The organism is Pseudomonas sp. GV085 (genome assembly GCF_003050925.1).
In the GTDB taxonomy this organism is placed as follows: Bacteria; Pseudomonadota; Gammaproteobacteria; order Pseudomonadales; family Pseudomonadaceae; genus Aquipseudomonas.
The window spans coordinates 51,904-69,894 of record NZ_QAOV01000015.1 but is presented as its reverse complement, the minus strand read 5'-3'; the positions used below and the strand labels follow the sequence as shown (position 1 = coordinate 69,894).

At 59.5% G+C, this 17,991-nt stretch carries 16 protein-coding genes; 6 read left to right on the top strand and 10 right to left on the bottom strand.

The window, feature by feature from the left end; genetic code table 11:
• Positions 1-101: 101 nt before the first annotated feature.
• Entirely contained in the window at positions 102-809 is a 708-nt protein-coding gene (locus C8K63_RS25730; RefSeq protein ID WP_108219237.1) for a TetR/AcrR family transcriptional regulator, read from the bottom strand.
• Between the two features lie 229 nt (positions 810-1,038).
• On the opposite strand from C8K63_RS25730, the gene lexA reads away from it, so the two are divergent.
• Positions 1,039-1,647 carry a transcriptional repressor LexA gene (gene lexA, locus C8K63_RS25725; RefSeq protein WP_007974043.1) on the top strand — a complete coding sequence of 203 codons (609 nt, stop codon included), beginning with the start codon at positions 1,039-1,041 and terminating at the stop codon, positions 1,645-1,647.
• A 10-nt stretch (positions 1,648-1,657) separates the two neighbouring features.
• Complete coding sequence (gene sulA / locus C8K63_RS25720; RefSeq protein ID WP_007991406.1) at positions 1,658-2,134, top strand: SOS-induced cell division inhibitor SulA; 477 nt, start codon at positions 1,658-1,660, stop codon at positions 2,132-2,134.
• Positions 2,135-2,227: 93 nt separating this feature from the next.
• Here the strand turns inward: sulA and C8K63_RS25715 are convergent, their stop codons facing one another.
• Together C8K63_RS25715 and C8K63_RS25710 are read right to left on the bottom strand one after the other, a co-directional pair.
• Positions 2,228-2,461, bottom strand: coding sequence for a hypothetical protein (locus C8K63_RS25715; RefSeq protein ID WP_108219236.1), 234 nt, complete (start codon positions 2,459-2,461; stop codon positions 2,228-2,230).
• A 94-nt stretch (positions 2,462-2,555) separates the two neighbouring features.
• On the bottom strand, positions 2,556-3,080 hold the full coding sequence (locus C8K63_RS25710) for a DUF6586 family protein (protein ID WP_108219235.1): 525 nt from the start codon (positions 3,078-3,080) through the stop codon (positions 2,556-2,558).
• A 46-nt stretch (positions 3,081-3,126) separates the two neighbouring features.
• Here C8K63_RS25710 and C8K63_RS25705 point away from each other — a divergent pair, with 46 nt between their 5' ends.
• Positions 3,127-3,321: a hypothetical protein gene (locus C8K63_RS25705; protein WP_108219234.1), complete on the top strand. Its 195-nt coding sequence runs from the start codon at positions 3,127-3,129 to the stop codon at positions 3,319-3,321.
• Between the two features lie 43 nt (positions 3,322-3,364).
• On the opposite strand, the gene topA is transcribed toward C8K63_RS25705, so the two are convergent.
• From topA to C8K63_RS25680, 5 genes are all read right to left on the bottom strand, one after another.
• The gene (topA, locus tag C8K63_RS25700; protein ID WP_108219233.1) at positions 3,365-5,992 is read right to left on the bottom strand and encodes a type I DNA topoisomerase; all 2,628 of its coding nucleotides are present in this window, start codon (positions 5,990-5,992) and stop codon (positions 3,365-3,367) included.
• A 114-nt stretch (positions 5,993-6,106) separates the two neighbouring features.
• On the bottom strand, positions 6,107-6,343 hold the full coding sequence (locus C8K63_RS25695; protein ID WP_108219232.1) for a DUF1653 domain-containing protein: 237 nt from the start codon (positions 6,341-6,343) through the stop codon (positions 6,107-6,109).
• Between the two features lie 97 nt (positions 6,344-6,440).
• Positions 6,441-7,616 (bottom strand): acetyl-CoA C-acyltransferase FadA, encoded by a 1,176-nt coding sequence (gene fadA, locus C8K63_RS25690; protein WP_053160736.1) that lies wholly within the window; start codon positions 7,614-7,616, stop codon positions 6,441-6,443.
• A 29-nt stretch (positions 7,617-7,645) separates the two neighbouring features.
• Entirely contained in the window at positions 7,646-9,793 is a 2,148-nt protein-coding gene (gene fadB / locus C8K63_RS25685; protein ID WP_108219231.1) for a fatty acid oxidation complex subunit alpha FadB, read from the bottom strand.
• A gap of 613 nt (positions 9,794-10,406) precedes the next feature.
• Positions 10,407-10,844 carry a hypothetical protein gene (locus C8K63_RS25680; protein WP_108219230.1) on the bottom strand — a complete coding sequence of 146 codons (438 nt, stop codon included), beginning with the start codon at positions 10,842-10,844 and terminating at the stop codon, positions 10,407-10,409.
• A gap of 104 nt (positions 10,845-10,948) precedes the next feature.
• On the opposite strand from C8K63_RS25680, the gene C8K63_RS25675 reads away from it, so the two are divergent.
• Positions 10,949-11,389, top strand: coding sequence for a universal stress protein (locus C8K63_RS25675; protein ID WP_108219229.1), 441 nt, complete (start codon positions 10,949-10,951; stop codon positions 11,387-11,389).
• Between the two features lie 191 nt (positions 11,390-11,580).
• On the opposite strand, the gene C8K63_RS25670 is transcribed toward C8K63_RS25675, so the two are convergent.
• On the bottom strand, positions 11,581-13,500 hold the full coding sequence (locus C8K63_RS25670; RefSeq protein WP_108219228.1) for an ATP-binding cassette domain-containing protein: 1,920 nt from the start codon (positions 13,498-13,500) through the stop codon (positions 11,581-11,583).
• Between the two features lie 215 nt (positions 13,501-13,715).
• On the opposite strand from C8K63_RS25670, the gene C8K63_RS25665 reads away from it, so the two are divergent.
• Positions 13,716-15,644 carry a transglycosylase SLT domain-containing protein gene (locus tag C8K63_RS25665; RefSeq protein ID WP_108219227.1) on the top strand — a complete coding sequence of 643 codons (1,929 nt, stop codon included), beginning with the start codon at positions 13,716-13,718 and terminating at the stop codon, positions 15,642-15,644.
• Positions 15,645-15,684: 40 nt separating this feature from the next.
• Here the strand turns inward: C8K63_RS25665 and C8K63_RS25660 are convergent, their stop codons facing one another.
• Complete coding sequence (locus C8K63_RS25660) at positions 15,685-17,466, bottom strand: ABC transporter transmembrane domain-containing protein (RefSeq protein WP_178086797.1); 1,782 nt, start codon at positions 17,464-17,466, stop codon at positions 15,685-15,687.
• Between the two features lie 253 nt (positions 17,467-17,719).
• On the opposite strand from C8K63_RS25660, the gene C8K63_RS25655 reads away from it, so the two are divergent.
• On the top strand, positions 17,720-17,899 hold the full coding sequence (locus tag C8K63_RS25655) for a PA1571 family protein (RefSeq protein WP_108219225.1): 180 nt from the start codon (positions 17,720-17,722) through the stop codon (positions 17,897-17,899).
• Positions 17,900-17,991: the final 92 nt, after the last annotated feature.

Below are 17,991 nucleotides of genomic sequence, written 5' to 3'. Positions count from 1 at the left end.
CCCGGCAGATTGGCAAGCTCAATGAGAAACGGGTTCAGAACGAGAGTCGGCATGGGCGGCTAGCTTAGCGGATGTCAGCTGCCGCGCCCACCCATGTGCGGTTATACCTTGGCGGCAACCGGTGTCGATTTGCTGCGTGGACGCAACTGGGCAGTGGCCATGGCCGCATCCGTCACACCGGATTCGGCACGCATGCCGGCGGCCAGGAATGGCACCATCAGGCGCATGACCTGCTCGATCGAGGTATTCACGCCGAAGTCGGTTTCGGCAATCGCCCGCAAGGCCTTGATACCGGACATGCTGAACGCCGCCGCACCGAGCATGAAGTGCACGCGCCAGAACAGTTCGATGGGCGGAATACGCGGCGCCGCTTCGTTGACCAGTATCATGTAGCGGCGGAACACCTTGCCGTACATGTCTTCCAGATAACGACGCAAGTGCCCCTGGCTCTGACTGAACGCCAGTCCCAGCAAACGCATGAAGATAGACAGGTCGTTGCCACTGCGCGGCTGCACCACCAGTGCCTGCTCGACGAGGATTTCCAGCAACTCTTCGAGTGTCGGCCTGATTTCGGGTTTGGCCTGACGCCGCTCCAGCTCTTTATCGAGACTGATGCAGAACGGCCCGAGGAACCGCGAGAAAACCGCCTGGATCAACGCCTTCTTCGAACCGAAGTGATAGTTCACCGCCGCCAGGTTGACACCGGCCTTGCTGGTGATCAGGCGCAACGAGGTTTCGGCGAAACCTTTTTCCGCGAACAACTGCTCGGCAGCATCGAGAATGCGTTCAACGGTTTCCGACTGGGCCATGGCTACTCCGCCTGACAAACACTTGTTTGAAACATACGTTTCAGCCCGCGCCTTGTCAAGCCTGGCAGTTCGTTTCGTGAATGGTCGGTCAGACATTTAACCACACAACGGCGAAGCTTCAATCCACTGCCTGATTGACCGTCCGGCGGCCACTGAAAAAAGGAGCATTGCCAAGACCGCCCCACTGTATATAATCCCAGTCACTGTATAAAAAAACAGAGCGATCAATATGCTAAAGCTGACGCCACGCCAAGCCGAGATTCTGGCCTTCATCAAACGCTGCCTGGAAGACAACGGCTACCCGCCGACCCGCGCGGAAATCGCTCAGGAACTGGGTTTCAAATCACCCAATGCGGCGGAAGAACACCTCAAGGCACTGGCCCGCAAGGGTGCAATCGAGATGACGCCTGGCGCCTCCCGTGGCATTCGCATCCCCGGCTTCGAAGCCAAGGCCGACGATTCCACCCTGCCGATCATTGGCCGGGTCGCCGCCGGCGCCCCGATTCTTGCGCAGCAACACATCGAAGAGTCCTGCAACATCAATCCCGCCTTCTTCCATCCGCGCGCCGACTACCTGCTGCGTGTCCATGGGATGAGCATGAAGGATGTCGGCATTTTCGACGGCGACCTGCTGGCGGTCCACACCACCCGCGAAGCCCGTAACGGCCAGATCGTGGTGGCGCGAATCGGCGACGAAGTGACCGTCAAGCGCTTCAAGCGTGACGGCAGCAAAGTCTGGCTGATCGCCGAGAACCCCGAGTTCGCCCCGATTGAAGTGAACCTTCAAGACCAGGAACTGGTGATCGAAGGCTTGAGTGTCGGCGTCATTCGCCGCTAAAGGAGGCACCATGCAGTTCCCACAGACATCACCACAGCAAACCCAACTGCCGTTGTTCGAAGCGTTCATGGCACAGCCATTGGCGCCGATTCTGAAAGACGTAGTCGAGTCCCCCTGGAGCGCCGAACCTGACGTTTTCAGCGAGCTGTCACTGCGTGGTGCAGCCGGGAACTGCCTGAGCCTGCTGGCACCGATCCTCAGGGAATTGAGCCAGGACCAGGATGCACGCTGGCTGACACTGATCGCACCACCCGCCAGCCTGACCCAAGCCTGGCTGCGAGATGCCGGCCTCAACCGCGAACGCATTCTGTTGCTGCAACCGCGGGGTACCCAGAGCGCCCAGCAACTGACCTGCGAAGCGCTGCGCCTGGGTCGCAGCCACACGGTGGTCAGCTGGATCAACCCATTGAGCCCGCAATCGCGGCAACAACTGATCAGCGCCGCCCGCACCGGGGACGCTCAGAGCCTGAATATTCGACTGGGCTGACTGACAGACAAGACGCGTGCTTCACCGCGCAAGGCTTCTCCAGGGACTGAGAAGCCGATGTGTAGCGATATCAAGAAAAACGACAGACGGGGATCAATGAAGCACCCGCGACCCCTCGTCCTTGTCGAATTCGCCTTCAACCATGCGACCGGCCATCTGTACACCGACGCTCAACATCGCCTTGGCGACTTCCACGTGCTGTCCTTGCAGGAACGCTTTGGCGTCCTCGGAGAAATCCAAAGTAACCAGAGAACCCTCGTCCTCGGCCCTGCGCAGCTCAATACGGCCGTCTGGTAACTCGACAATTTCTAGAAAGGACGTTGGCATAAAGGACTGTTCTCCACGAAAGGCGGGGATTATATAGGCATCGCTCGGGCTTCGCTTGGGATCTTGACCAGATGTCATTACCCAAATGTGTTTGTCAGCACTCGTTCAACCCTTCACGAAACCGGATCGCCAATGCTTTCAGGTTCTGACGCCAACTCTCCAGTTCCTCCCGGCTCAGTTCCTCCGGCGCGTCCTCTTCATCCAGATTGACAGCCTGAATCAGTGGCTGGGTCACGTCCCCTTTCGGCTTGTGCGGCGCGCGCGGCGGTTGAAACAGCGCAGCATGGGCGGCCAGGAGTTTGGCCAGCCAGGTCTCCGGGTTATTGGCCAGCTCGACCAGCTCAGCCATTTCCGGAATGGCGATGGACTCCAGCACTTCGCGAGTCAGCAATAACTCTGCACGGGGCGCATTGGCCTGAGGCAAGCGATAGTAACCGGCGATTTCGTGACACAGCCCCAACAGCGCGCCGTACAGGTGAAACAGAGCGGATTCGCGTCCCGCCTGGATCAGCGCCAGCGAATTCATCGCCCGCCCCTCTTCAGTGCGGGCCAGCGCTTCGAGCGACAAGCCGGCGAAATAAATCTTCTGATTGGTGCGGGTATACAGTTCGTGGGCCATGACGGCAGCCTCCACAACGAAATAATTGCTTCATGCAGGTTGGACAGTGTCGTGGATCAGCCAGGCAAACCGCAAGTCCTCTGCCGATGCCGATGCCGATGCCAACACTGTAGGAGCGAGCCTGCTCGCGAAAAACGTAAACGATAACGTGTACATCCTGGAAAAACGTGTTGCCCTTGAGTTTTTCGCGAGCAGGCTCGCTCCTACAGAGAAAGCAGCAAAAACAAAAAAGGCCGCATGAACACCCGAGGGTGGTCATGCGGCCGTTTCATTACCCCAGGCTGTTAAGCCTTGGCTGCCGGACGCTTGTCTTCGACCGCCCACTTGCCGCCGTCGTAGAACGCTTTCCAGCCAGTCGGCTTCCCGTCAACCTCGGTCTGCACGTACTGTTCCTTGGTCTTGCGACTGTAACGAATCACAGTCGGGAGGCCATCCGGATCTTTCTTCGGTGCTTCGCAGAGGAAGTGATACTTCGGATCGATCTCATCCTTGTGCGGGACGATTTCCATTACCAGCGGAGCACGAGTCTCGCGGTTTTTCGGGAACTGGCTGGCGGCCAGGAACAAGCCTGATGCACCGTCGCGCAGAATGTAGGTGTCGTTGACCTTTTCACACTTCAGCTCAGGCATCTTCACCGGATCCATCTTCGGCGGTGCCGCATCGCCGCTCTTCAGCAGTTTGCGCGTGTTCTTGCAGGTCGCGTTGGTGCAACCGAAGAACTTGCCGAAACGGCCGGTCTTGAGCTGCATTTCGCTACCGCACTTGTCGCATTCCAGGCTCGGGCCTTCATAGCCCTTGATGCGATAGGTGCCCTCTTCGATTTCGTAGCCATCGCAATCCGGGTTGTTACCGCAGATGTGCAACTTGCGTTTCTCATCGAGCAGGTAAGCATCCATCGCCGTGCTGCAGATCGGGCAGCGATGCTTGCCGCGCAACACCAGCGACTCCGACTCACCCTCGTCGTCCGCGGCGATTTCGTCGCCCGGCACCAGGTTGACGGTGGCCTTGCAGCGCTCTTTCGGCGGCAGGCTGTAGCCCGAACAACCGAGGAACACGCCGGTCGACGCAGTACGAATCTGCATCGGACGACCGCAGGTGGTGCACGGGATGTCGGTCATCACCGGTTGATTGGCACGCATGCCGCTTTCCGGGCTTTCGGCCACTTCGAGCTTTTTCTTGAAGTCGCCGTAGAACTCGTCGAGCACGTTTTTCCAGTCGCGCTCGCCCTGGGCCACGTCATCGAGATGCTCTTCCATGCCGGCGGTGAAGCCGTAGTCCATCAGGTTCGAAAAGCTCTCGGCCAGACGCTCGGTGACGATATCGCCCATCTTTTCCGAGTAGAAACGACGGTTGTGCAGCGCCACGTAACCACGGTCCTGGATGGTCGAAATGATCGCTGCGTAGGTCGAAGGACGACCGATGCCGCGTTTTTCCATTTCTTTTACCAGGCTGGCTTCCGAGTAACGCGCCGGTGGCTTGGTGAAGTGCTGGGTCGGATCAAGCTTGATCAGCTTCATCGCGTCGCCCTGGGCCATGTCCGGCAATACATCGTCGTCGCCCGGCTTGGCGATTTGCGGCATGACACGGGTGTAACCGTCAAACTTCAGGATGCGGCCCTTGGCGCGCAGCTCGAAGTCGCCGGCACCCACGGTGACGGTAGTCGACAGGTATTGCGCCGGCAGCATCTGGCAAGCGAGGAACTGGCGCCAGATCAGCTCGTAGAGGCGCTCAGCGTCACGCTCCATGCCCGACAGCTTGCTTGGCTCGGTATTGGCGTCAGACGGACGAATCGCTTCGTGAGCCTCTTGTGCGCCTTCCTTGCTGCTGTAGACGTTCGGATTTTCCGGCAGGTACTTCTTGCCGAACTCACCTTCGATATAGGTACGCGCCATCGCCACGGCATCAACCGAAAGGTTGGTGGAGTCGGTACGCATGTAGGTGATGTAGCCGGCTTCGTACAAACGCTGGGCCATCATCATGGTTTTCTTCACACCAAAGCCCAGGCGGTTGCTTGCGGCCTGTTGCAGGGTGGAAGTGATGAACGGTGCCGACGGTTTGCTGCTGGTCGGTTTGTCTTCACGCTTGACGATGCTGTAGCTGGAGGACTTGAGCTTCTCCAGCGCGGCCATGGCCTGGGCTTCGTTGAGCGGCTTGAAGGCTTCGCCCTTTTCACGAGCCACGTCGAAACGCACGGTCGCGCCCTTGGCTGTGCCGAGGTCGGCATGAACTTCCCAGTACTCTTCAGGGATGAACGCGCGGATTTCACGCTCGCGCTCGACCACCAGCTTCACGGCAACCGACTGCACGCGACCGGCGGACAGGCCACGAGCGATCTTGGCCCACAGCAGCGGCGAAACCATGTAACCCACGACGCGGTCGAGAAAGCGACGCGCCTGCTGGGCGTTGACGCGGTCGATATCCAGCTCGCCTGGCTTTGAGAAGGCTTCCTGAATCGCCTTCTTGGTGATTTCGTTGAACACCACGCGCTTGTAGCGGCTGTCGTCACCACCGATGGCTTCGCGCAGGTGCCAGGCAATGGCTTCCCCCTCGCGGTCCAAGTCGGTTGCGAGATAGATGGTGTCAGCATCCTTGGCGAGCCGGCGCAGCTCTTCGATGACTTTTTCCTTGCCCGGGAGGATCTCGTACTTGGCTTTCCAGCCATGATCCGGATCGACACCCATGCGCGCGACCAGCTGCTTGCGCGCTTTTTCTTTCGGCGACAGTGCCGGCACTTCACCCGCAGCAGCCTTGCCGCGCTTGGCGGCTGGCTCTTTGCTGGCGCTAGCCGAACCGCTGGTGGGCAGGTCTCGGATATGGCCGATACTCGACTTCACCACGTATTCGTTGCCCAAATACTTGTTGATGGTCTTGGCCTTAGCCGGGGATTCCACAATGACCAGCGATTTGCCCATGGATCAGAAAATTCCTGAATTCGAGAAGTGAAAGGCGATTGGCGCCTGACGCGGCACCGCTATATATAGTGGCAACAAGGTGAGGTCAAGCGCAGGGTTCTGCGCGCACTCAGCTTATGGCTGGGTAAAAAGGCTTGGTTCGGCCTGCACCAAAGCAAAGCGTGGCACCTGTTCGCCGTCAACTTCGACCGACTCCAGGAACATGCTCAAGGGACGTACCCAAAAGCCGTAATCGCCATACAGGGCTTGGTAGAAGACCACTTCTTCTTCGGTTTCCGAATGCCGCGCGACACTGAATACGCGGTACTGCGGACCTTTGTAATGTTGGTAGAGCCCAGGTTGTATCGGCATGCTTCGGCCCTCACTCAAATATTTTCAAAACAAAAATAAAAAAACCCGGAAAAACAAAAACCGGGGCACTTGGCCCCGGCTTCCATCAGCGAGACGCTTAAACGCGTTCGAAGACGGTGGAGATGCCTTGGCCGAGACCAATGCACATGGTGGCCACCCCGAAGGTGCCGCCATTCTGCTTCATCACATTGAGCAAAGTGCCGGAGATACGCGCACCGGAGCAACCGAACGGGTGGCCCAGGGCGATCGCGCCACCGTGCAGGTTAACCTTCTCGTTCATCTTGTCGAGCACTTTCAGATCTTTCAGCACTGGCAGGGCCTGTGCGGCGAAAGCTTCGTTGAGCTCGAAGAAGTCGATGTCGGAGATGCCCAGACCCGCGCGCTTCAGTGCTTTTTGTGTGGCCGGTACTGGACCATAGCCCATGATGGCCGGATCCACACCTGCCACCGCCATCGAACGGATCACCGCCAGAGGCTGGATGCCCAGGTCTTGTGCGCGTTGCGCCGACATCACGATCATGCACGAGGCACCATCGGTGATCTGCGACGAGGTACCGGCGGTCACGGTGCCACCCTTCGGATTGAACGCCGGCTTCAGGGCCGCCAGGCTTTCCAGGGTGGTTTCCGGACGAATGGTTTCGTCGTAGTCGAAGGTTTTCAGGAAACCGTTCTCGTCATAGCCCTGCATCGGGATGATTTCGTCTTTGAACTTGCCTTCCACGGTCGCCTTGTGGGCGAGTTGGTGGGAGCGCACGCCGAAAGCGTCCTGTTGCTCGCGGGTGATGCCGTGCATTTTACCCAGCATTTCCGCGGTCAGGCCCATCATGCCCGAGGCTTTCGCCGCGTACAGCGACATGTGCGGGTTCGGATCGACACCGTGCATCATGCTCACATGACCCATATGCTCGACGCCGCCAACCACGAAGACGTCACCGTTACCGGTCATGATCGCTTGCGCAGCAGTGTGCAGGGCACTCATCGACGAGCCACACAGGCGGCTGACGGTCTGGCCGGCCGAGGTGTGCGGGATCTGGGTCATCAGCGACGCCATGCGCGCGATGTTCCAGCCCTGCTCCAGGGTCTGGTTGACGCAGCCCCAGATCACGTCTTCGACTTCGCTCGGGTCAACCTTGACGTTGCGTTCCAGCAATTTGCTGATCAGGTGCGCCGACATGTCTTCGGCACGGGTGTTGCGGTGCATGCCGCCCTTGGAGCGGCCCATCGGAGTACGACCGAAGTCGACAATCACGACGTCTCTAGGATTCAAGCTCATAAGTTCACTCTCACTCTAGTTGGGGGCGCTTAACCGAAGAAGCTCTGGCCGTTCTTGGCCATTTCACGCAGCTTCGCGGTCGGGTGGTACAGCGCGCCCAAATCAGCGTACTGGTCGGCCAGGGCAACGAACTCTGCCACACCGAGCGAGTCGATGTAGCGCAGCGCACCGCCACGGAATGGAGGGAAACCAATACCGTAGACCAGACCCATGTCGGCTTCGGCAGCGGTTTCGACGATGCCGTCTTCCAGGCAACGCACGGTTTCCAGGCACAGCGGGATCATCATCCAGTTGATGATGTCTTCGTCGGTGACTTCGCGCTGCTCGTAAACGATCGGCTTGAGCACTTCCAGCACCGACGGATCGGCCACCTTCTTCTGCTTGCCCTTCTTGTCGGTCTCGTAGGCGTAGAAGCCCTTGCCGTTCTTCTGGCCCAGGCGCTTGGCTTCGTAGAGCACGTCAACGGCCGAACGACGGTCGTCCTTCATGCGGTCCGGGAAACCTTCAGCCATCACGTCACGTCCGTGGTGGCCGGTGTCGATGCCGACCACGTCCATCAGGTAGGCCGGGCCCATTGGCCAGCCGAACTTTTCCATGATCTTGTCGATACGGACGAAGTCCACACCGGCGCTGACCAGCTTGGCGAAACCGCCGAAGTACGGGAACAGGACGCGGTTGACCAGGAAGCCCGGGCAATCGTTGACGACGATCGGGTTCTTGCCCATTTTCTTGGCGTAGGCAACGGTGGTGGCAACCGCCAGCTCACTGGACTTCTCGCCACGGATGACTTCCACCAGCGGCATCATGTGCACCGGGTTGAAGAAGTGCATGCCGACGAAGTTTTCCGGACGCTTGAGGGCCTTGGCCAGCAAGGTGATGGAAATGGTCGAAGTGTTCGACGCGAGGATGGTGTCCTCTTTGACCTTGTCTTCAACTTCAGCCAGTACCGCTTGCTTGACCTTCGGGTTCTCGACGACCGCTTCAACCACCAGGTCCACGTGACCGAAGTCTCCGTAAGACAGGGTTGGGCGGATACCGTTGAGCACTTCAGCCATTTTCGCGGCGGTCATGCGACCTTTATCAACGCGGCCAACCAGCAGTTTGGCGGCTTCGGCCAGCCCCTGCTCGATACCGTGCTCGTTGATGTCCTTCATCAGGATCGGCGTACCTTTGGAAGCCGACTGATAGGCGATACCGCCACCCATGATGCCGGCGCCCAGTACGGCGGCCTGCTTCACGTCCTTGGCGATTTCGTCGTAGGCCTTGGCCTTTTTCTTCAGTTCCTGATCGTTCAGGAACAAGCCGATCAGGCTCTGCGCGGCCGAGGTCTTGGCCAGTTTGACGAAACCGGCCGCTTCGATTTCCAGCGCCTTGTCGCGACCGAAGTTCGCGGCTTTCTGGATGGTCTTGATCGCTTCAACCGGCGCCGGGTAGTTCGGGCCAGCCTGGCCGGCCACGAAACCTTTGGCGGTTTCGAAAGCCATCATTTGTTCGATGGCGTTGAGCTTGAGCTTTTCCAGCTTCGGCTGGCGCTTGGCCTTGTAGTCGAACTCACCGGAAATGGCGCGTTTGACCAGTTCCAGCGCGGCATCCTGCAACTGCTCAGGAGCGACCACTGCGTCGACAGCGCCAACTTTCAGCGCGTCTTCAGGACGGTTTTCCTTGCCGGCGGCAATCCACTCGATGGCGTTGTCGGCACCGATCAGGCGCGGCAGGCGCACAGTACCGCCGAAGCCCGGGTAGATGCCCAGCTTGACTTCCGGCAGACCGATCTTGGCGTTGGTGGACATGACGCGGTAGTCCGCCGCCAGGCACATTTCCAGACCGCCACCCAGCGCGATGCCGTTGATTGCGGCGACGGTCGGGACGTCGAGGTCTTCGAAATCGCTGAAAATCCTGTTGGCTTCGAGGTTGCCAGCAACAAGTTCTGCATCCGGCAGCTTGAAGTTGTCGACAAATTCGGTGATGTCGGCGCCGACGATGAACACGTCCTTGCCACTGCTGACGATCACGCCCTTGATCGAAGCATCTGCCTTGATGGTGTCTACGGCCTGACGCAGTTCGTTCAGGGTTAGACGGTTGAACTTGTTGACGGACTCACCCTTGAGGTCGAACTTCAGTTCGACGATGCCACTTTCAAGAGCCTTAACCGTGATGGCTTTACCTTCGTAAATCATCAACTGATCTCCACGATATGGAAGCTGAACAGTACACGTCGGACGCAGGCAAATGGCTTGGCAGGGACGTTGATCGTCAATGCTACGCCTATCCACCCGGCACACCCGCCAACGCGATAGTCGGGATTCTGTAGGAGCGGTCTGAAATACAAACGCTCAATTCATACGCCCGTTTGATTTGGGTACGTCACCTTCACGGAATTTCCGACAATTGTCAATCGCCTGAAAAACGGGTTGAAACGCGACTTTCCGGTCATTTCCGTACTGCGAAGACCTTAAACACGCTTGAGCATGCAAGGTCATTCATAGAATCAATTGTTAGAAAATTCGCCCTAATTCGCTGCAGCCCGCGTTTAACACGCTACGCTGGCGAAACCAGGGGAAAAAGTTGAACGCTTTGGCGAATGCCCAGCGTAAGATCAGCCCACACCGTTTTACCGGCCTGCCTGGCCAACTCCGCCCGATGATTGATGTCGGGCTTTTTATTGCCTGATCGCTTCCTGTAGGAGCGAGCCTGCTCGCGATGGACGTCAACGATGACGCGGGAAGCCTGGCACCCCGTGGTGCTCTCAGGTTCATCGCGAGCAGGCTCGCTCCTACAGGGGACCCGGTTTCAGGCCAGTGCCTTGAGGGTGGCATCGATCTGTTGCAACACCTCGGCCTCGCCCTTCTCGCCCCAATACAAGGCGATTATTTGCTTGTCGGCCTCGACCTTGAAGACATTGCCTGGCAATTTTTCGAAATGATCGAGCAGCGCCCGTTCTTCACAGATTTCCTGCCACTGATTGACCCAGACACCCGGTGATTTTTGCCAGTAGCTCCAACACGCTGGCTGACTGCCACGTCGCGGACGATGGTACTGGGCACAGGGGCTTGGCGGCTCCTGGCTCAGCCAGTGCGGCCATTGCTGAGGTGCCAGTTGCATGGCCAGGCCGATGCGTCGGGCCTCCATCCGCAGGGCGATACGCCCGCTCTGGGCACGCGAGGGGCGCAACCATGCCAGCGGGCTGAGTACCACCAGCAGGATTGACACCACTATCCACACCGTCATATCTGTACTCCCGATTCTTGATGAGCCCATTGTGTCACTTTTGAACCAATGCGCTTGAAACCAGCCATACTTACCAATATTGCAACCCTCAGGAGGAGCACCTCATGCCCTACAACCATATTCTGGTCGCTGTAGATCTGACCGAAGAGTGCGACCCTGTGATCCACCGCGCTCGCGAACTGTCGGTGAGCAACGGCGCGAAATTGTCACTGGTGCACATTGTCGAGCCGATGGCCATGGCCTTCGGCGGCGACGTGCCAATGGACCTGTCACAACTGCAACAGCAGCAGTTCGATCAGGCCAAGGAGCGCCTTGAACGCCTGAAGCACAAATACTCAGAGCTTGAGGGCTCCAATTGCCACCTCACCTACGGCCAGCCACGCCAGGAAATCCATCACTTCGCCAAGGAACAGCAATGCGATCTGATCGTGGTGGGCAGCCATGGCCGGCACGGCCTGGCACTGCTGCTGGGCTCCACCGCCAATGACGTGCTGCATGGCGCGCCTTGCGATGTGCTAGCTGTACGCCTGCAAACCAAATCCTGACAACACCTCCCTGTAGGAGCGAGCCCGCTCGCGATGAACCCGAGAGCGCCACGGGGTGTCAGGTTCCCCGTGTCATCGTTGACGACCATCGCGAGCAGGCTCGCTCCTACAGGGGATCGTTTCGATCCAATTTCATATGAAAAACCCGGCGTTCATCACTGAACGCCGGGCTTTTTTTATTGCGGGATCAATCAGGCATCCAGCTCGGCCCAACGCTCGACCATGATGTCGAGCTCAGCCTGCAACTGCTCCAGCTGAGCAATCACCGCAGCCGCTTCCGCAGCAGGACGCTGATAGAAGCCCGCATCCGCCATCTGTGCTTCAACGGCGGCGATCTGTTGCTCCATGGCTTCGATCTGCCCCGGCAACGCTTCCAACTCACGCTGCAACTTGTAGCTGAGCTTTTTCTTCGCTACTGGCGCTTCGACAGCCGCCGCAACCGGCGCAGGCTCGGCCTTCACCACGGCGGAGTTCAAGTCAGCCTTGCCAGACTTGCTCTCGGTCACGCCCAGCAGGCGCGGCGAGCCGCCCTGGCGCAGCCAGTCCTGGTAGCCACCGACATATTCGCGAACCTTGCCTTCACCTTCGAAAACCAGGGTGCTGGTGACCACGTTGTCGAGGAATGCCCGGTCGTGGCTGACCATCAGCACGGTGCCATTGAAGGTCAGCAAGACTTCTTCGAGCAGTTCGAGGGTTTCAACGTCGAGGTCGTTGGTCGGTTCGTCGAGTACCAGCAGGTTCGCCGGCTTGCTGAACAACTTGGCCAGCAACAGACGGGCACGCTCACCACCGGACAGCGCCTTGACCGGCGTGCGGGCACGCTGCGGGCTGAACAGGAAGTCGCCGAGGTAGCTCAGCACATGGCGGCTCTGACCATCGATATCGATGAAGTCTCGACCTTCGGCCACGTTGTCGATTACGGTTTTTTCCAGATCCAGTTGATGGCGCAACTGGTCGAAGTAGGCGACATCGATCCGGGTGCCTTCTTCCACTTTGCCGCTGGTCGGTTGCAGGCCGCTGAGCATCAGCTTCAGCAGCGTGGTCTTGCCGGTACCGTTGGCGCCGAGCAGACCGATACGGTCGCCGCGCTGCAGCACCATCGAGAAGTCCTTGATCAGGAACGGGCCGCCCGGGTGAGCGAAGCTCACGTTCTCGAGCACCATCACTTGCTTGCCGGACTTGTCGGCAGTGTCCAGCTGGATATTGGCCTTGCCGGTACGCTCGCGACGCTCGCTGCGCTCGACACGCAGGGCCTTGAGGGCACGCACGCGGCCTTCGTTACGGGTGCGACGGGCCTTGATACCCTGGCGAATCCACACTTCTTCCTGGGCCAGGCGCTTGTCGAACAACGCGTTGGCGGTGGCTTCGGCAGCGAGTTCGGCTTCCTTGTGCACGAGGAAACTGGCGTAGTCGCCGTTCCAGTCGATCAGGCCGCCGCGATCCAGTTCGAGGATGCGGGTGGCCAGGTTCTGCAGGAAAGAACGGTCGTGCGTGATGAACAGCACGGCGCCCTGGAAATCCTTCAGTGCTTCTTCAAGCCAGGCGATGGCACCGATGTCCAGGTGGTTGGTCGGCTCGTCGAGCAGCAGCAGGTCCGGCTCGGACACCAGGGCCTGGGCCAGCAGGACGCGACGACGCCAACCGCCGGACAACTCGGCGAGGGTCTTGTCGGCCGGCAGTTGCAGGCGGCTCAGGGTGCTGTCGACCAGGGTCTGCAAGCGCCAGCCATCGCGGGCTTCCAGGTCGTGCTGGACGTGCATCAGTTTGTCCAGATCGGCGTCGGTGACGCAGTTCTGGCTCAGGTGGTGATACTCGGCGAGCAAGGCACCGACGCCGTCCAGGCCTTCGGCCACCACGTCGAACACGGTCCGCTCGTCGGCCACCGGCAATTCTTGCGGCAATTCGCCGATTTTCAGACCGGGGGCACGCCACACCGAGCCGTCATCGGGCTTCTGGTCGCCCTTGACGAGCTTCATCATGCTGGACTTGCCAGTGCCGTTGCGGCCGATGATGCACACCCGCTCACCACGGGCGATCTGCCAGGACACCTTGTCCAACAACGGCATAGCGCCGAAAGCAAGGGACACATCGCTGAATTTGAGCAGGGTCATGAGCTTCTCCAAAAACCGGGCGCGCATTCTACCTGACTTGAGGCTTCAGAAGGCCGGCAATTTCACTCTCGTAGCACTCTGCATGACAAATGTTGCGAACTGACGTGGGAAGACCCGCAAAGCTTTCACCGGCTGCTGGCAAAAGGCTAAGCTACAGACAATTCAGTGCGAGCCTGGCCCGCACTTGTCATGATTTTTCTCTGCCCGGACGTCTCATGCGCAGTCGCCTTTTCAATCTTTTATCTGCTTTTTTATTGTCTGCCGCTGCCGTCCAATCCGCCCAGGCGGTGGACCTGTCCACCCAACGCCAGTATTACGATGAAGCCAAACGCGCCTTGGCCAAGGGCGACAGTGGCCCGTACTTCCGTTACAGCCAGGCCCTCGCCGATTATCCGCTGGAACCCTACCTGGCGTACGACGAGCTGACCGCACGCCTGAAAACCGCGAGCAACGCCGAAATCGAGAAATTCCTCACCGAACACGGCGACCTGCCCCAGGCCAACTGGATGAAACTGCGCTGGTTGCGCTGGCTGGCGGATCGAGGCGACTGGGCGACCTTCGTCAAGTATTACGACCCGAAAATGAACTTCACCGAACTGGACTGCCTGAATGCGCAGTACCAGCTCAGCCACAATCTCAAGACCGAAGGTAACGCCAACGCCGAAAAACTCTGGCTGACCGGCAAATCCCAACCTGAAGCCTGTGACACGCTGTTCGGCATGTGGGCCGCCGAAGGTCAGTTGACCGAACAAAAACGCTGGGAGCGCACCAAACTCGCCGCCCAGGCGCGCAACTACCCGCTGGCCAACAGCCTGATCAACGGCATGACCAACCTCGCCCCTCGCGGTCGCTTGCTGGTGGACGTCGCGCAGAAACCGGAACTGCTCAACCAGTCGTCACGCTTCACCCCGGCCGACGAAGCCATGTCCGATGTGGTCAGTCTCGGCCTGCGCCGCCTGGCTCGCCAGGACCCGGACAAGGCCATGGACCTGCTCGACGGTTACGCCAGTAGCATGCACTTCTCCCGGGATGAAAAGGTGGCGATCGCCCGGGAAATCGGCCTGACCCTCGCACGACGTTTCGACAGCCGTGCACTGGATGTCATGACCAAATACGACCCCGAGCTGCGCGACAACACCGTTTCCGAATGGCGCTTGCGCCTGCTCCTGCGCCTGGCGCGCTGGGACGACGCCTATCAGTTGACCCGCCGCCTGCCCCAGGACCTGGCCACCACCAACCGCTGGCGTTACTGGCAGGCCCGCAGCCTGGAGCTGGCGCAACCGCAGAATCCGGAAGCGCAGACGCTCTATAAAAGCCTGGCCCGCGAACGCGACTTCTATGGTTTCCTCGCCGCCGATCGCTCGCAGTCGCCCTACTCGCTGCTCAACAAACCGCTGGTGCTCAGTCAGGCCACCATCAACAAGGTGCGTAACACGCCCGGCGTACGCCGCGCCCTGGAGCTGCACGCCCGCGGGCAGATCGTCGATGGCCGCCGTGAGTGGTACTACGTCAGCCGTCACTTCAGCCGCGACGAAATGGTCGCCCAGGCCAAACTGGCCTACGACCTGAAATGGTACTTCCCGGCGATCCGCACCATCAGCCAGGCGCAGTATTGGGATGACCTGGATATCCGCTTCCCGATGGCCCACCGCGAGACCCTGGTGCGTGAAGCGAAGAGCCGCGGCCTGCATCCGAGCTGGGCGTTCGCCATCACCCGCCAGGAAAGTGCGTTCATGGACGACGCCCGCTCCGGGGTCGGCGCCTCGGGCCTGATGCAACTGATGCCCGCCACCGCCAAGGAAACCGCACGCAAGTTCAGTATTCCCTATAGCTCGCCACAGCAATTGCTGAATCCGGACAAGAACATCCAGCTCGGTGCCGCCTACCTGAGCCAGGTGCACAGCCAGTTCAACGGCAACCGCGTCCTCGCCTCCGCCGCCTACAACGCCGGCCCCGGCCGCGTACGCCAATGGCTGCGTGGTGCGGACCACCTGAGTTTCGACGTATGGGTGGAAAGCATCCCGTTCGACGAAACCCGCCAGTACGTGCAAAACGTGCTGTCGTACTCGGTGATCTACGGCCAGAAGCTCAATGCGCCACAGCCGATCGTGGATTGGCATGAGCGGTTTTTTGACGATCAATGACCGGTAATGCCGGTTATGTAGGAGCAGCCTGCGGCAGCTCCTACAGTTCGGCGACGACCTTGCCATCGTTGAACTGCAACGCCGCCAACCGCGCATACAGCGCATTGCTGGCAATCAGCTCCTGATGCGTGCCCACCGCCACCAGTTTCCCCTGGTCCATCACCGCGATCCGGTCGGCGTTTTTCACCGTGGCCAGGCGATGGGCGATCACCAGGGTGGTACGGTTTTTCATCAGGCTCGGCAGCGCCTGCTGGATCAGGTGTTCACTCTGGGCGTCGAGGGCGCTGGTGGCTTCGTCTAGGAGCAGGATCGGGGCGTCCACCAGCAACGCTCGGGCGATGGCCAGACGTTGGCGCTGGCCACCGGACAAACCGAGACCAGCGTCCCCCAGATGAGTCTGGTAACCATTGGGCATGGCTTCGATAAAGTCATGGGCATAAGCGATTTTTGCCGCTTCCTGTACCTCGGCCAAAGTCGCCTTCGGACTGCCGTAGCGAATGTTTTCTTCAATGCTGCCGAAAAACAGTGCCGGGGTTTGCGACACCAGGGCGAAACAGCGGCGCAGGTCCAGCGGATCGAGTTGAGTCAACGGCACGCCATCGAGCAGGACGCGTCCCTCGGTCGGGTCGTAAAAACGCAGCAGCAAGTCATACACCGTCGATTTTCCGGCCCCCGATGGCCCGACCAGCGCCAGCGTCTCACCGGCATTGACGGTCAGGTTCAACCCGTCGACGGCATAACTTTGCGGCCGCGACGGGTAGGAAAAACGCACATTTTGCAGTTGCAGTTGGCCGTCGACCCGGTCCGGCAGTGTCACCGCGCCTGCCACCGGCGGCAGGATGATGTTTTGCGAACGCAGCAATTCGGCAATCCGCTCGGCTGCGCCGGCGGCCCGCTGCAATTCACCAATCACTTCGCTCAAGGTGCCGAACGCGCTGCCGACGATCAGGCTATAGAACACGAACGCCGCCAGCTCGCCGGCAGAAATTCGCCCGGCGATGACGTCCATGCCGCCGACCCAGAGCATCACCCCGACCGCGCCCAATACCAGGACGATCACCAGGGTAATCAGCCAGGCCCGCTGGAAGATGCGCTTGCGCGCGGTGTTGAACGCCTCCTCCACGGTCACGGCAAACCGGCGCTCGTCCTCGGCCTGATGGTTGTAGGCCTGCACGGTCTTGATCTGGCCCAGGGTTTCGGACACATAGCTGCCGATGTCGGCAATCCGGTCCTGACTCAGGCGCGAGAGGTTACGTACCCGGCGGCCGAAGATCAGGATCGGCGCGATCACCAAAGGCAAGGCCACCACCACGATGCTGGTGAGCTTGGGGTTGGTGATGAACAACAGGACGATCCCGCCGATCACCATCAACAGATTGCGCAGGAACAACGACAGTGAAGAACCGATGACCGATTGCAGCAGCGTGGTATCGGCGGTCAGGCGGGACTGGATTTCGGAGCTGCGATTGTCTTCGTAAAACCCCGGGTGCAGGTAAATCAGATGATTGAACACGTTGCGCCGGATATCGGCGACGCAGCGTTCACCGATCCACGACACCAGGTAAAACCGCGCAAACGTACCGATCGCCAGCCCCATGACCAGCAACATGAACAGCGTGATGGACTGATTGAGCAGATGCGGTGACTGGGTCATGAACCCCTGGTCCACCAGCAGGCGAATGCCCTGCCCCATGGACAAGGTGATGCCGGCGGTGGCGATCAGCGCCAGCAAGGCGCCAAAGGCCTGCCAGCGATACGGCGCGATGAAACGACGGGCCAGGCGAACGGCACGGCGGTGACGGGCAGAGAGCATCGCAATCATCCAGGACAAAGCAGTCATTTTAGGGTCAGCCTACTCCGCTCAATGGGGTGGCTCGCTGCAAATCACAATGAGTCAGGTTAATTATGTCCACCAACACTAGAGGCTAGACGCTATTGGTCTAAAGTTCGGCTAGCCACGTGCCGGCATTTCTGGTGGACTTGTTCTGTCCGCCCGGAAAGATCGCAGGGAGTTGTCATAGCCCGGTCACCTGGCGGCTATACAGTAAGTACACAACCTGATGAGGAGACAGGCCATGTCCTTGCAACACAGCAGCGATGACAAGATTCAAGTGATCCGCACGCAACCGGACCAGTCTCTGGGTTGCTCGATTATTGACGAGCAGGGTCGCGAAGTACCGATCACTGAAAAAATGATCCAGAAAGCTTGCAGCGAACTGGAAAAGCGATTGGTCAAACCTGCCAAACAAAAGTGATATAGCCACCGTCTTCTTGACCCGGCCCTTTGTTGGCCGGGTTTTTTATGCCTGCTTGATCCAATCCGGGACTGTGGCGCGCCCATCGCGAG

Bases quoted from the DNA above. Each gene is read 5' to 3' on its own strand.
- C8K63_RS25730 (WP_108219237.1), bottom strand. From the start codon at position 809: ATGGCCCAGTCGGAAACCGTTGAACGCATTCTCGATGCTGCCGAGCAG.
- lexA (WP_007974043.1), top strand. From the start codon at position 1,039: ATGCTAAAGCTGACGCCACGCCAAGCCGAGATTCTGGCCTTCATCAAA.
- sulA (WP_007991406.1), top strand. From the start codon at position 1,658: ATGCAGTTCCCACAGACATCACCACAGCAAACCCAACTGCCGTTGTTC.
- C8K63_RS25715 (WP_108219236.1), bottom strand. From the start codon at position 2,461: ATGCCAACGTCCTTTCTAGAAATTGTCGAGTTACCAGACGGCCGTATT.
- C8K63_RS25710 (WP_108219235.1), bottom strand. From the start codon at position 3,080: ATGGCCCACGAACTGTATACCCGCACCAATCAGAAGATTTATTTCGCC.
- topA (WP_108219233.1), bottom strand. From the start codon at position 5,992: ATGGGCAAATCGCTGGTCATTGTGGAATCCCCGGCTAAGGCCAAGACC.
- C8K63_RS25695 (WP_108219232.1), bottom strand. From the start codon at position 6,343: ATGCCGATACAACCTGGGCTCTACCAACATTACAAAGGTCCGCAGTAC.
- fadA (WP_053160736.1), bottom strand. From the start codon at position 7,616: ATGAGCTTGAATCCTAGAGACGTCGTGATTGTCGACTTCGGTCGTACT.
- fadB (WP_108219231.1), bottom strand. From the start codon at position 9,793: ATGATTTACGAAGGTAAAGCCATCACGGTTAAGGCTCTTGAAAGTGGC.
- C8K63_RS25680 (WP_108219230.1), bottom strand. From the start codon at position 10,844: ATGACGGTGTGGATAGTGGTGTCAATCCTGCTGGTGGTACTCAGCCCG.
- C8K63_RS25675 (WP_108219229.1), top strand. From the start codon at position 10,949: ATGCCCTACAACCATATTCTGGTCGCTGTAGATCTGACCGAAGAGTGC.
- C8K63_RS25670 (WP_108219228.1), bottom strand. From the start codon at position 13,500: ATGACCCTGCTCAAATTCAGCGATGTGTCCCTTGCTTTCGGCGCTATG.
- C8K63_RS25665 (WP_108219227.1), top strand. From the start codon at position 13,716: ATGCGCAGTCGCCTTTTCAATCTTTTATCTGCTTTTTTATTGTCTGCC.
- C8K63_RS25660 (WP_178086797.1), bottom strand. From the start codon at position 17,466: ATGATTGCGATGCTCTCTGCCCGTCACCGCCGTGCCGTTCGCCTGGCC.
- C8K63_RS25655 (WP_108219225.1), top strand. From the start codon at position 17,720: ATGTCCTTGCAACACAGCAGCGATGACAAGATTCAAGTGATCCGCACG.